Raw genomic sequence first — 13216 nt, 5'->3', positions numbered from 1 at the left:
TTTTAATGCACAAAACTATTTATTATGGCAAAATTAAAAGGTGCTATTGAGGTAAATACTGAAAGGTGTAAGGGATGCTCACTTTGTATCATCGCTTGCCCTCACCAGGTAATTGCCCTAGCAAACAAAGTTAATCTTCGCGGTTATCCCTATGTGGAGGCAGTCAACGAGGAAGCCTGTGTGGGCTGCGCATCGTGTGGCATTGTCTGCCCAGATGGATGTATTACCGTGTATCGTAAAAAAGTGGAGGAATAAGTATGGCACAGGAAAAAGAAGTTGTATTGATGAAAGGCAACGAGGCTATTGCCCACGCTGCTATTCGTTGCGGATGCGACGGCTATTTCGGCTATCCTATTACTCCGCAGAGTGAAGTGATTGAAACGCTGGCAGAACTGAAGCCTTGGGAAACCACTGGTATGCAGGTGGTTCAGGCCGAGAGCGAGCTGGCTTCTATTTATATGGTCTATGGCGCTGCCGGAGCTGGTAAGCGTGCCATGACTTCGTCATCATCTCCTGGTATTGCCCTGATGCAGGAGGGTATCACCTATATGGCAGGTGCCGAGGTGCCTGGCGTATTTATCAACGTACAGCGTGGTGGCCCTGGTTTGGGTACTATTCAGCCTTCACAGGGTGACTACAATCAGGCTACGCGTGGTGGTGGTAATGGTGACTACAAGGTGATTGTATTGGCTCCTTCTTCTGTTCAGGAGATGGCCGATTTCGTTGACCTTGCTTTCGAGTTGGCATTTAAGTATCGCAACCCTGCCATGATTCTCTCTGATGGTGTCATCGGACAGATGATGGAGAAGGTGGTGCTGCCTCCTTTCAAGCCCCGTCGTACTGATGAGGAGGTGATTAAGGAGTGCCCCTGGGCTTCTACTGGTAAGCCCAAGAATCGTGAGCGTGTAGTGATTACCTCTTTGGAACTGAAGCCTGAGGCTATGGAGAAACGTAACCTGGCTCTTCAAGAGAAGTATCGCAAGATTCAGGAGAACGAGGTTCGCTTCGAACAGCAGCAGATGGACGATGCCGAGTATGCAATCGTTGCCTTTGGTAGTGCAGCTCGTATTGCAGAGAAATCTGTAGAGATTGCACGTGAACAGGGTATCAAGGTCGGTTTGTTCCGTCCCATCACACTGTTCCCCTTCCCTGAGAAGCAGATTGCAGAACTGTCGAAGAAGGTGAAGGGTATCCTCGTAGCTGAGATTAATGCTGGTCAGATGGTGCAGGATGTTCGCCTGGCTGTGAATGGTGCTGTGCCTGTAGATCAGTTTGGTCGTCTGGGAGGTATCGTTCCTGATCCTGAGGAAATTGTAGAGGCTTTAAAGAAATTAATCTAGGATTACCTGGGATTTCCTAGGACTTCCTAGGATAGCCTAGAAAAAGAAAAGAACAATGGATAGAAATCAAATAGTTCAACCAGAGAATATCGTCTGCAAGAAGCCGACGCTGATGAACGACAACAATATGCACTACTGCCCAGGCTGTAGCCACGGCGTGGTACATAAGCTCATTGCCGAAGTCATCGAGGAAATGGGCATGGAAGACAAGGCTGTAGGTGTATCGCCTGTAGGTTGTGCTGTCTTCGCATACAATTATATTGATATAGACTGGCAGGAGGCTGCCCACGGTCGTGCACCCGCATTGGCTACTGGTATCAAGCGCTGCTGGCCTGATCGCCTGGTATTTACTTATCAGGGTGATGGTGACTTGGCTTGTATTGGTACTTGTGAGACCATTCATGCCTTGAATCGTGGCGAGAACATCGTGATTATCTTCGTTAACAATGCCATTTATGGTATGACGGGTGGTCAGATGGCTCCTACCACGCTGATTGGTCAGAAGACTTCAACTTGTCCTTACGGACGTGATCCTGAGATTCATGGCTATCCCCTGAAAATGGCTGATATTGCAGCTCAGCTCGAGGGTACCTGCTACGTTACTCGTCAGAGTGTAGAAAGCGTGGCTTCTATCAACAAGGCTAAGAAGGCTCTGCGTAAGGCATTCGAGGCTTCTATGGCTGGTAAGGGTTCATCGCTGGTAGAGTTTGTTTCTACATGTAATAGTGGTTGGAAACTTTCTCCAGCTAAGGCTAACGAATGGATGAAGGAGAATATGTTCCCCTTCTATCCAAAGGGAGACCTCAAAGACACAATCTGACTGAGCCCCCTAAGTTAGGGGGCAACAGGGGTCTGAACAGGCGCAGGCTCCTCGGAAGTAAAATTAAAAGGGTCTGATGTACGCTTGTTCAGACCCCCAACCCCCTAACTTAGGGGGCTCGAAAATTATGAAAAAGGAAATTATCATATCTGGTTTCGGAGGTCAGGGCGTGCTCTCAATGGGTAAGATCTTGGCCTATAGTGGACTGATGGAGGATAAGGAGGTAACATGGATGCCTGCTTACGGTCCTGAGCAGCGTGGTGGTACTGCCAACGTGACTGTGATTGTGAGCGATGAGCGCATCTCTTCACCCATCCTCAGTAAGTATGATATCGCAGTGGTGCTCAACCAACCTTCGCTTGAAAAGTTCGAACCGAAGATAAAGCCTGGTGGTATCCTCATCTACGATGGTTTTGGTATCATCAACAAGCCTACACGTAAGGATATTACTATCTATGAGATTAACGCCATGGATAAGGCTGCCGAGATGAAGAACGGTAAGGTGTTCAACATGATTGTACTGGGCGGACTCTTGAAGGTGGCTCCTGTTGTTAGCGACAAGGGTGTGGAGAAGGCTCTCTACAAGACGCTTCCTGAGCGTCACCACGGATTGATTCCTCTGAATATGGAGGCTCTGAAAGAGGGCGCCAAGATTATTACAGAGGTTAAATAATTTGGCTTCATATAAAGTAAAGTGCCACTTTCCTCATGGGAAGGTGGCACTTCTTTTATTGTATAGTGGCACTTTAGTTGTGGAATAGTGGCACTATTCTAATAGAAAAGTGGCACTTTACTGGGTGTAAAGTGCCACTATGCTAGGTGTAAAGTACTACTTTACTGTTTTTAGATCTTTTCCATAGCCTGCTTGATGTCAGCCAACAGGTCGTTGACATCCTCAATACCAACGGAGAGACGAATCAGGTCGGGGGCTACACCAGCTTCGCGCAACTGCTCATCGGACAGCTGACGGTGGGTGTGACTGGCTGGGTGAAGCACACAGGTGCGTGCATCGGCCACGTGGGTCACAATGCAGATGAGCTTCAGCGAGTCCATGAAGCGGATGGCAGTCTCGCGGTCTCCCTTCAGTCCGAAGGCGATAACACCACAAGAACCATTAGGCAGGTATTTCTTTGCCAGTTCGTGACACTCGTCGCCCTCCAGTCCGCTATAGTGAACCCAAGCCACGCGCTCGTCGTTTTTCAGGAACTCAGCTATCTTCTGTGCGTTCTCGCAGTGACGCTGCATGCGCAGATGGAGTGTCTCCAGACCTAAGTTCAGGAGGAATGCGTTGTGGGGTGAGGGGATAGAACCTAAGTCGCGCATGAGCTGGGCGGTGAGCTTAGTCATGTAGGCCATCTTACCAAATGCCTTGGTGTAGGTCAGTCCGTGGTATGACTCGTCTGGCTGGCAAAGTCCGGGGAACTTATCAGCATGAGCATCCCAGTCGAAGTTGCCACTATCTACCACGCAACCACCTACCTGAGTGGCATGTCCATCCATATACTTTGTGGTAGAGTGGGTTACGATATCGGCACCCCATTCGAAAGGACGACAGTTGATGGGGGTGGGGAAGGTGTTGTCCACGATAAGGGGTACACCATGCTTATGGGCAATGCGTGCAAACTTCTCGATGTCGAGCACCTTACAGCCAGGGTTAGAGATGGTCTCGCCAAACAGAGCCTTGGTGTTAGGACGGAAAGCCTTTTCAATCTCCTCCTCGCTGGCTTCAGGCGATACGAAGGTGCATTCGATACCCAATTTCTTCAGCGTAACGCCAAAGAGGTTGTAGGTACCACCATAAATCTCGTTTGAGGTAACGATATGGTCGCCAGCCTCACAGATATTGAATACGGCGTAGAAGTTGGCTGCCTGACCACTAGATGTCAGCATAGCAGCCACACCACCCTCCAGCGCAGCAATCTTCTTAGCTACGGCATCGTTGGTGGGGTTCTGCAGACGGGTGTAGAAATAGCCCTCCTTCTTTAGGTCGAAGAGGTCGGCCATTTCTTCTGTGTTGTCATACTTGAAAGTGGTGCTTTGATAGATAGGCAGCACACGTGCCTCGCCATTCTGTGGTTCCCATCCTGCCTGAACGCAGAGGGTGCCACGAGTCAAGTCCTTGTAATCCATTTTTGTCTTAAATACCTTTTTATAAATTATCCCTTGTAGGTGTGTTTTCTCTTCTTCTGCTCGTCACTTCTCCTGAGCCATCTTCAGCAGCTGTTTAGCTTCTTCGTCGCCTTTGGCAATGTCTTCTTTCAGATTGGCCAGCACCTTGTCGCCACCCTTCGGATTCTTGATGGCGCGCCTCAGCCACGTCTTAGCTTTGTTCTGATCGGCAGTCGTTCCTTTGCCTTTCATATAGCAGCGACCCAGCTGCAGCTGTGCCTTGGCATAGCCCTGTTCGGCAGATTTCTGATACCATACAAAGGCTTTCTTGTTGCTTTCTTCTACGCCGTTGCCTTTGTCAAAGCAGCGAGCTATGCGATACTGAGCCTTCTTGTGGCCTTTCTCGGCAGCAGGCATCAATTTCTGGAATGCCTGTTCGTATTTCTTGGCATCGTAGAGGGCCTTGCCTTCCTCGTAAAGTTTGTCGGCATTTTGGGCGCAAAGTCCCATGTTGCCCAGGAGCATCATAGCTCCAATCAGCAGTAATCTAATTGTTTTCATGTCTTTTATTAATCGTCTGTTTCTGCAGTTTCTACCCCTTGGATAGCTTCGCCCGAGCAAGCATTAGGTTGCTGAATGCGCAGCATGTGGCAGACGGTGGGGGCGATATCGTTGATGTGTACCTCGCGTGAGGTGTAGCCCTTGTTAACATGCCAACCGTAGAAGAGTAGGGGAATGTGGGCGTCGTCGGGTGTCCAAGTGCCATGAGTGGTGCCAGTGGGCGAAGACCATTTACCATACTGGTAGTAGTTGGGCTCCAGGATGATAAGGATATCGCCCGATCGACGAGGGTGATAGCCCATCAAAGCCATGTTCATCAGTCGTTCGGGCAGACTGCTGATGCGCAGTTGCTCGTAGTCAACAGCAGTCACCACATTGGGCGAAGTGCGAAGGTAGTTGATCAGTACCTCTTTTACGCGCTTCTCGTCGAGTCCTTGTTGCTTGATAGACTGGTGATTCAAGAATACGCGATAGTCCAGGATATCGGCTATCACCTTCTTGGTGGCTCCCAACTGGCTGGCCACTTCTTTCTCTGCGTTAACAAGCAGCGTGTCGCTGTCCCAACCGCCGGCAGCCAGCTTGTGTTCCTGCATGAACTGCCAGTTGTGTACGGCACCGTGGTCTGCCGTCAAAAAAACGAGGTAGTTGCCTTTACCAACCTGTTGATCGAAAGCCTGCAACAGACGTGCGATGTCTTTATCTAACTCGATGTATGCCTCGTCGGTGTGACTACCACGAGTGCCCCATTTGTGTCCGATAAGGTCTGTCTGCGAGAAACTGATGCAGAGCATGTCGGTGCTTTCGCCTTTGCCCAGCTGCTCTCCTTTCAGAGCGGCAATGGCCATGTCTGCAGTAAGGTGACCGCAAAGTGGATACTCGCCAATCTGTGAGCCAATCTTTTTTAATTCGTTGTTCTTGCTCAGTTGCTTGTTCAACTGCTTGACATAATCTGGCAGTTCATTCATGTAATAAGTGCTGCTGACGAAGCAGAGTGCCTTCGTGTCTAGCCAATAGGCTGCATTAGCAGCATGGCCTGCAGGCAAGATGGCCGCACGATCTTTGTAGCTGACGCCAACCACCTTCGAACGGAAGTCGGTGTGCAGGCGTAATTGGTCGCCAATGGTGGTTGATAGCAAATTGCGAGGCGACATCTTTCCCTTGTCGGTATCCGAGCCCACGGTCTGCTCTTTTTCGTCTTTTGTGCAATAGACAGACTTTCCGTCAATATAGAAGTTGTTGCCGCAGATACCATGAAAAGCTGGCGTAGTGCCAGTATAGACCGATGTGTGTCCTATTGCTGTGATGGTAGGCACGTAGTTTATCAGGCAGTTGTTGCACGAATAGCCATCGTCCAACAGGCGTTTGATGCCGTTGTCCTGGAATTGGTCGTAGTATCTGTACAGGTAGTCCCATCGCATCTGGTCCACCACGATACCCACTACGAGTTTGGGTTTGTCTGCCCAGCATGTGGCAGCAAGGCATAGTTGCAGGCATGCTGCAAAAAAGAGTCTTTTCTTTATCATAGTTATAGGTCTGTTAAATAATCATTTTACTTAAAACTATCTAGTTTCTTGAGCCAGTATTTTCTGACGTCTTCCCAGCGATAGTAGGGGAAGTGATTCGTTTTAACGGGTAGGGTGGCCTCACGCTCGTTGAGCAGCGCCTTAACCAACACGTCGCCTTGGCCCCTCTTGGGTTTATAGAAAATCAGCTGGATGTTGCAAGCCATAGGGAATATCTTGTAGTTCTGCCAGTGATATTCCACGTCTTCGAGGCGTTCTACGACAACACCGCAGGAGTCAAGCTCCATCAGACAAGCCAGTGGTAGCACACAAACCTCATGACCAAAGCGCAGGGTGGCTTGTGGTTTTCTCAGCGCTACACAGGTGTCGGCAGTCTGAATGATGTTGGTCAGCAGATTATACTGCGAGAATGGCATCACACCCTCTGACAGTGGCGATGGCCCATAGTTCTTGTACCATCCGGCATTCTGGATGCGCCACATGTCGTATAGCTCGTCGAAGGTGAAGAGGTCTGTCATATTTTCCCTGTTGTCATGGCTCTGCATGTTGATGACCACTTCGAAGAGTTGGCGCATCAGCGTCGGTGCGTCAATGTTCTTGCTCGCCCATTCTGCATCGTTAAATAGCGCCTGCATCAATCGTTCGGGGTGCGTGTGCTGATCTCTGAAAGCGAGTAGCACGCTGTCGCCCTTATGTCGGTTTTCCTTCACGCGACCTTCTCTAGGCTGATTCAGGTAGTATTGAAGTGACTCGCTCACGTCGTTGTGAATGCGGGCTGTAGGATTGGCTGCCATCAGTTCTTCACATTCAGCCACCATCGATAGTATACAACGGTTCACGGTGGTAGAACGAGCATCAATCTGCACCCCCTTCGTCTTGACGAATATCTCGGGGAAATGCTCTGTCATACGGCGCCCGATGTCGTGATGCTGGCGCTCACCTACGGTAGTAAGGTCGCCAAAGCGCTTGTGGGTGGTCTTCTCAAAGCATTTCAACTGATTCAGTGTTCTTTCTCCCAGACTGGTCAACTTGTCTTCCTCGTGCGCCTTCAGCAGAGGATTGATGACGTTAGTATAGCTATTGGGGTCTATGAGCCAGCGCGAACCGTGACGGCCATAGTGCGACATGTAGAAAGGAACATAGCCTCGCGGGGCCTTCGTGTATTTGAAATCGGGCAGTTGACGGTTGTAGTCAATATAGTTTGAACCTGCCAGATAGATGTTTTTTCTAATGTCATCGCGAGCCGTCTGGGCTTGAAGCGCAATGCCGCTGCTAAGGAAAGATAGTAGTAATAAGAATGTTCTCATGTTCTATATATTATTATGGTGCAAAGTTATAAAAAAGAAATGAAAGCCCGTCATGTTTCCCGCTTTTTCTGTTAGATAGCCCTCTATTTAACGGTCGCTGACATTTTTTGCCGTTTTTTATCCACCTTTTTATGACACCTTTCGGCAGAAAGCCTTATATTTGCAGCCGAAATTATATTTCGTTTTAAAGATGATGATGATGAAGAAGTCAATTGCAACCCTTGTAGCGCTATTCGCTGTTATGACAGTCAGCGCTCAACAACCAGATACATTGCGCTTTATGAATGACTATCGCCAGTTTGTGGGTTTTGTTACAACAAAGCCCGCACTCACCAAACCTGTGGCCGACTCGCTGATAGCACGTCAAGACGCATTGCGACGCCAGTATCGCAAGGTGAAGCCCATGCTCACCAACGCACAAGTAGAAGAGTACAACCGCCTGAAGGGTCGCTATACGAAGAAGATGCTGGAATATCGTGGCAATCGCGTGGGCGACGGTCTAAGCGCCACGGGCGATAGCATTGCGAAAACAACCGGCAGAGTAGGGAGCGCCGTAGGCGGGTTCTTTAAAGGATTGTTTAATAAATAGGGGAGTTTGTGAGTTCGTCGGAGCGTTTCGATGATCGTAATTCCCTTCAAAAAACATAGGAAATCATGATGAATTATCTAGAAATAGCAGCTGTTGTTCTCCTCGTTGTGATAGGTCTTTTTATCTATCGCAACAAGGCAAATGAGGAGCGTTGAATTGTTAAAGTTAGTTTAAAGCAGCACGAAAAAAGTACTTTTTGGTGAAAAAAGTAGTAACTTTGCAGTTCAAAACAACGTAAAAAGCGTGAAAATACAACAAGTGCTGAGCGCCCTTGAACAGTTCGCGCCCCTGCCGCTGCAGGAAAGCTGGGATAATGCTGGCTTGCAGATTGGATTAACAGAGGCGGAGGTTTCAGGGGCATTATTGTGTCTGGACGTGACTGAACGCATACTTGACGAGGCTATCGCCAAGGGATGCAATATGGTGATTAGTCACCATCCGTTGTTGTTTCGCGGACTGAAGCAGGTGACTGGCGCCACAGATGTGCAGCGCGCTGTCATGAAGGCCATCAAGAACGATATTTGCATCGTTTCGATGCACACCAACCTGGACAATGCTCAGGGGGGCGTGAACTTCAAGATTGCCGAGCGACTGGGACTGGAAAATGTGGAGTTCTTCGCAGAAAAAACGGTCGAAGGCATTACTTGCGGAAGCGGTGTTGTAGGCCAACTGCCTGAAGCGATGGCTGCCGACGATTTCGTGCTGATGGTGAAACGCCAGTTGGAGGCCGAGAGTGCTATGTGCAACGAGCTGTTGCGCAGACCGGTACAGCGAGTTGCCATATGCGGAGGCGCAGGCGATTTCTTGCTTGATGAGGCCGTAAAACAGGGTGCAGATGCCTTCCTCACAGGCGAGATGCACTATCATCAGTACTTTGGATATGAGCAGCAGATCCAGATTTGTGTGGTGGGTCACTACGAGAGTGAGCACTTCACTTGTCAGCTTTTCAGCGAGATTCTGGCTCAGGCCTGTCCAGAGGTGAAAACCTTTGTTGCAGAGACAAATACAAATCCAATATTATACATTTAAGGCCCATGCCCCTATGGTGGCCTCCTCCTGCTAAGGGGGATAAGAGGGGGGCTTAATTATGGCAAAGAAAGATCCTACAGACTTGTCAGTAGAAGAGAAGTTGAAGACTCTCTTCCAGTTGCAGACAGCCCTGTCGTCTATCGACGAGAAGAAGGCGCTGCGTGGTGAGCTGCCTCTTGAGGTAGAAGACCTGGAGGCCGAAATCGAGGGTTTGACCACTCGTATTGATCGTATCAAGAGCGATGTGAACGATTTCGAGCGCGCCATCTCACAGAAGAAAGGCGAAATTGTTGAGGCTCAGAACAGCGTGGAGCGCTACAAGCAGCAGCTGAATGAGGTGCGCAACAACCGTGAGTACGACACACTCTCAAAGGAGATCGAGTTCCAGTCACTCGAGATTGAGCTTTGCAACAAGAAGATCAACGATGCTCAGAAGATGATTGCTGAGAAGAACCACGAGCTGGAGGCCAGCGAGCAGGTGCTTGGCGAGAAGCAGGGCGACCTGGATCTGAAGAAGAACGAGCTGGACGAGATCATGGACGAGACACGTGCAGAGGAAGAGAAACTGAAGGAGAAGGCTCATGAGCTGGAGGCTAAGATTGAGCCACGTCTGCTGACTTCTTTCAAGCGCATCCGTAAGAACGCTCGCAATGGTCTGGGTATCGTGTACGTACAGCGTGATGCTTGTGGCGGTTGCTTCAATAAGATTCCACCTCAGCGTCAGTTGGATATCAAGATGCACAAGAAGGTGATCGTATGTGAGTACTGCGGACGTATCCTGATCGACCCAGAGCTGGCTGGTGTAAAGACCGAGAAGCCTGTTGCTGAGGAGAAGAAGACTCGTCGTCGTACGTCAACCGTACGTAAGACTTCTAATTCAAAGAAGAGCTCTGACGCCAACGATATGGATTAATCATCACTAGTCTTTTTGACTAGTTCGGTATAATGGGGAATATTCTGTAAAAAGGAATATTCCCCTTTTTCGTAGTCCATGCGGCAACAGAAGTGCTGTAGGCCGTTGGAGACCACGAGATAGTCAACGTGCAACAGGCGGTTATAGACGGTTATCTGGTCGAACACGTGCTGCGTGATCTCTATCTCGGGGGCTTTGTATTCTATAATCATAACGGGTTGCATCTCCTTATTATATAATATGGAGTCACAACGCAGTTTTTTCTCACCTACACGCAGTTCTACCTCGTTGGCCAGCAGCCCGCGCGGATAGTCCTTCTGCTCAACCAGGAAATGCGTAAAGTGCTGGCGCACCCATTCCTCGGGCGTCAGTGCCACGTATTTTCGGCGTAAAAAGTCGAAAATCTCATAGCGCTGGCCTGTTTTGCGCAATTTTATGTCGTACGCAGGTAGGTTTATTCGATTCATTTTTGTAATTTTGCAGCAAAAGTACAAAAAATAATTGTGAAACCACTATGGCCGAGACCAAAAATGTGACCTTCGAAAGCATCATGCGTGAGTTGATGGACGGCAAATATCGTCCTATCTATTACTTGCATGGCGATGAGTCTTACTATATAGACAAAATAAGCGACTATATAGCTGAGAACGCCTTGCAGCCAGAAGAACGTGACTTCAACCAGACGATTCTTTTTGGCAGTGATACCAACGCATCGCAGATCGCAGATGCAGCTCGTCGCTATCCTATGATGGCCGAGCGCCAGGTGGTGATTGTAAAAGAGGCTCAGAACCTCAAAAGCACAGATGCACTTGAGAAGTATATCAAGCAGCCACTGGCCAGTACGGTGCTCGTTGTTTGCCATAAAAACGGCAAGATAGATGGTCGCAAGCGTGAATTGGTGAAAGCCATACAGGAGAATGGCGTGCTCTTTGAAAGCAGTAAGGTGCGCGAGCGCGAATTGCCACACTTCATCGAGAGCTATCTCAAGCGTCGTGGGGTGGGCATTGATCCTAAGTCTGTTCAGCTTATCGCCGATGCTATTGGTGCAGATTTGAGTCGTCTTACCAGTGAACTGGATAAGGTGATGCTGAGTCTGCCGGAAAATGATCGTCGTATCACACCACAGGTTGTGGAAGATCAAATAGGGGTGAGCAAAGACTTCAATGGTTTCGAACTGAGAGATGCTATTGTCAACAGGAATATTTTCAAGGCTAATCAGATAATCAACTATTTTTACAAGAATCCAAAGGCTGGAAGCATCTACTCATTTCTCCCAATGCTCTTTAATTATTTCCAAAATCTGATGCTGGCCTATTATAGTCCCAAAAAAGGTAGCCAGGAGGGCGTGGCAGAGTGGCTAGAATTGAAATCTCCATGGGCTGCCAAAGACTACATGACTGGCATGAGAAATTACTCTGCGATGAAGGTGATGCAGATCATTTCTAAACTACGTGAAATTGATGCCAAAAGTAAGGGTTTGGACAACCCAAATACCCCTCCAGAGGAGCTGATGAAGGAATTAATTTTCTACATTTTGCACTAAAAAACACATTTTCCACTCTATTTTTATCTAGAATGAGCACTCCTGAGGGGTGCTTTTTTTAGTGCTAACTGTCTTTGTATTCAGGCATTTAGATTCATTTTACCCCCTTCAAAAATCGCGTATTTTTAATCGTTCGAATGCTCGCCCAGAATTTTTAAGCTATGCCATTTTTGCGTGTTTTGGGCACGTCTAAATTTAGTATTAGCATTTATTAAGATTTTATTTTCTGAACTTTGAGAGTTTAAAATTTAAAACTTTCATGCTAATTTAGCGTTCAAATAGCTAAAATTTAAGATTTAAAACACTAAATCAAATACAATAAATTTAAATATGAAAATACAAATATCCGTATTTAAACTTATATATTCATAAATATACAACTACATATATATAACTATAAAAGACTGAAAAACAATCAGTTAAGTATAATTTGCTCTAAAAATTATATCCTTTACACCCTTATACACCCCTTATTCGCCGTATATCCCGTATATTCCACCTTTTAGTATGTAAATACCCTATTAAAAGCCAGTTAGTTAGCTAAAAATCATTCTAATATAGCTTTGTAACGCTTTAATCATTAAAATTCGAATTTATGAATTTAAACGAGCATATTCACATCTATGCTCTTTTATTTTGCAAATGTAAAACAATAAATTCAAAGTTTTATATTTTAAATTTCTCTTTAAATTTGTTGCGCGTATCAAATTTTTGTTTTACCTTTGTAAACCGAAAGAAAACATGCCTTTTTAGGCCTAAACCATACTCATTACTGATATGAAGGACAGAATTAGACAGATTATGGAGTCTCAACACATGACTCAACAGGTGTTCGCCGACTTCATAGGAACCACCCCAGCAACCCTGAGTGGTATCTTCAATGATCGCACCCGCCCCACCATTAACATCGTAGAAGCCATCAAAAAGAAAATTCCTAACATCAATACCGATTGGCTACTTTTTGGTGCTGGCGACATGTATCAGCACTCCTCTACCCCGGATGAGGAGGCACAGCTATCGCCTGAAAATGGTGCTCAAGGGGGGCTTTTTACATCCGAACAGATGTTGGATTTCTCTGGAAATCCTGCTCCTATGCCTCAAAATGCGGTTCAGGCACCCCATTTTTATAATGGTGTAAGAAATACACACTTGGAAAATGTGCGTGAAGAGGTAAGAATAGTTGACAAACAGCCACGTAAGGTCACCGAAATACGTGTTTACTACGATGATCAGACCTGGGAGAGCTTTGTTCCCTCCAAAAAATGATAAATTAGCGTGATTTTTTCTTTTATAATTGCTTTTAGCCTCCAAATGTTGCATTTGGGGGCTTTTTTCGTCTTATGAGCTTAACCTGCTTCGATAGTGCGGAAGGTTAGTCTGCTTCGATAGTGCGGAAGGTTAGCCTGCTTCGAAAGTGCGGAAGGTTAACCTGCTTTCGCAGGGAAATTATATAAAATTTGATTCAAAATTAAACAGGATTTT

Annotated in this window: 14 protein-coding genes; 9 read left to right on the top strand and 5 right to left on the bottom strand. The window is 47.3% G+C overall.

Annotation, left to right across the window (positions count from 1 at the left end):
- Positions 1–24 precede the first annotated feature (24 nt).
- The 4 genes from T433_RS16115 to T433_RS0102975 all read left to right on the top strand — a co-directional run bounded on the left by T433_RS16115 (position 25) and on the right by T433_RS0102975 (position 2833).
- Positions 25–255 (top strand): 4Fe-4S dicluster domain-containing protein, encoded by a 231-nt coding sequence (locus T433_RS16115; RefSeq protein ID WP_081778336.1) that lies wholly within the window; start codon positions 25–27, stop codon positions 253–255.
- A gap of 2 nt (positions 256–257) precedes the next feature.
- The gene (locus T433_RS0102985; protein ID WP_027449497.1) at positions 258–1340 is read left to right on the top strand and encodes a 3-methyl-2-oxobutanoate dehydrogenase subunit VorB; all 1083 of its coding nucleotides are present in this window, start codon (positions 258–260) and stop codon (positions 1338–1340) included.
- A gap of 55 nt (positions 1341–1395) precedes the next feature.
- Positions 1396–2160, top strand: coding sequence for a thiamine pyrophosphate-dependent enzyme (locus T433_RS0102980; protein WP_027454794.1), 765 nt, complete (start codon positions 1396–1398; stop codon positions 2158–2160).
- A gap of 127 nt (positions 2161–2287) precedes the next feature.
- Positions 2288–2833 (top strand): 2-oxoacid:ferredoxin oxidoreductase subunit gamma family protein, encoded by a 546-nt coding sequence (locus tag T433_RS0102975; protein ID WP_027449495.1) that lies wholly within the window; start codon positions 2288–2290, stop codon positions 2831–2833.
- A gap of 170 nt (positions 2834–3003) precedes the next feature.
- Here the strand turns inward: T433_RS0102975 and T433_RS0102970 are convergent, their stop codons facing one another.
- The 4 genes from T433_RS0102970 to T433_RS0102955 form a co-directional block, all read right to left on the bottom strand.
- Complete coding sequence (locus T433_RS0102970) at positions 3004–4290, bottom strand: O-acetylhomoserine aminocarboxypropyltransferase/cysteine synthase family protein (protein WP_027449494.1); 1287 nt, start codon at positions 4288–4290, stop codon at positions 3004–3006.
- Positions 4291–4353: 63 nt separating this feature from the next.
- Entirely contained in the window at positions 4354–4830 is a 477-nt protein-coding gene (locus T433_RS15775) for a tetratricopeptide repeat protein (RefSeq protein WP_081778335.1), read from the bottom strand.
- A gap of 8 nt (positions 4831–4838) precedes the next feature.
- Positions 4839–6353, bottom strand: a complete 1515-nt coding sequence (locus T433_RS0102960; RefSeq protein WP_052356963.1) for an alkaline phosphatase family protein — start codon at positions 6351–6353, stop codon at positions 4839–4841.
- A gap of 26 nt (positions 6354–6379) precedes the next feature.
- Positions 6380–7660 (bottom strand): histidine-type phosphatase, encoded by a 1281-nt coding sequence (locus T433_RS0102955; RefSeq protein WP_027454791.1) that lies wholly within the window; start codon positions 7658–7660, stop codon positions 6380–6382.
- Between the two features lie 190 nt (positions 7661–7850).
- Here T433_RS0102955 and T433_RS0102950 point away from each other — a divergent pair, with 190 nt between their 5' ends.
- The 3 genes from T433_RS0102950 (at position 7851) to T433_RS0102940 (ending at position 10191) form a co-directional block, all read left to right on the top strand.
- Positions 7851–8249, top strand: a complete 399-nt coding sequence (locus T433_RS0102950) for a hypothetical protein (protein ID WP_027454790.1) — start codon at positions 7851–7853, stop codon at positions 8247–8249.
- Positions 8250–8492: 243 nt separating this feature from the next.
- Positions 8493–9278: a Nif3-like dinuclear metal center hexameric protein gene (locus tag T433_RS0102945; protein WP_027454789.1), complete on the top strand. Its 786-nt coding sequence runs from the start codon at positions 8493–8495 to the stop codon at positions 9276–9278.
- 58 nt (positions 9279–9336) lie between these two features.
- Positions 9337–10191: a zinc ribbon domain-containing protein gene (locus tag T433_RS0102940; protein ID WP_027454788.1), complete on the top strand. Its 855-nt coding sequence runs from the start codon at positions 9337–9339 to the stop codon at positions 10189–10191.
- On the opposite strand, the gene T433_RS0102935 is transcribed toward T433_RS0102940, so the two are convergent.
- Positions 10188–10658, bottom strand: a complete 471-nt coding sequence (locus tag T433_RS0102935) for a type I restriction enzyme HsdR N-terminal domain-containing protein (RefSeq protein ID WP_027454787.1) — start codon at positions 10656–10658, stop codon at positions 10188–10190. The two genes, T433_RS0102940 and T433_RS0102935, sit on opposite strands and share 4 nt — an antisense overlap.
- Before the next feature lie 47 nt (positions 10659–10705).
- Between T433_RS0102935 and holA the strand changes: the two genes are divergently transcribed.
- Together holA and T433_RS0102925 are read left to right on the top strand one after the other, a co-directional pair.
- Entirely contained in the window at positions 10706–11734 is a 1029-nt protein-coding gene (holA, locus tag T433_RS0102930) for a DNA polymerase III subunit delta (RefSeq protein WP_027454786.1), read from the top strand.
- A 777-nt stretch (positions 11735–12511) separates the two neighbouring features.
- A complete protein-coding gene (locus T433_RS0102925; RefSeq protein ID WP_027454785.1) occupies positions 12512–13000 on the top strand; it encodes a helix-turn-helix domain-containing protein in 489 nt (162 codons plus the stop codon).
- The last annotated feature ends 216 nt before the right edge of the window (positions 13001–13216 follow it).

This window comes from Xylanibacter brevis ATCC 19188 (genome assembly GCF_000621725.1).
GTDB lineage: Bacteria > Bacteroidota > Bacteroidia > Bacteroidales > Bacteroidaceae > Prevotella > Prevotella brevis.
The sequence above is the reverse complement of the archived record's forward strand: the minus strand, read 5'-3'. Positions and strand labels throughout refer to the sequence as shown.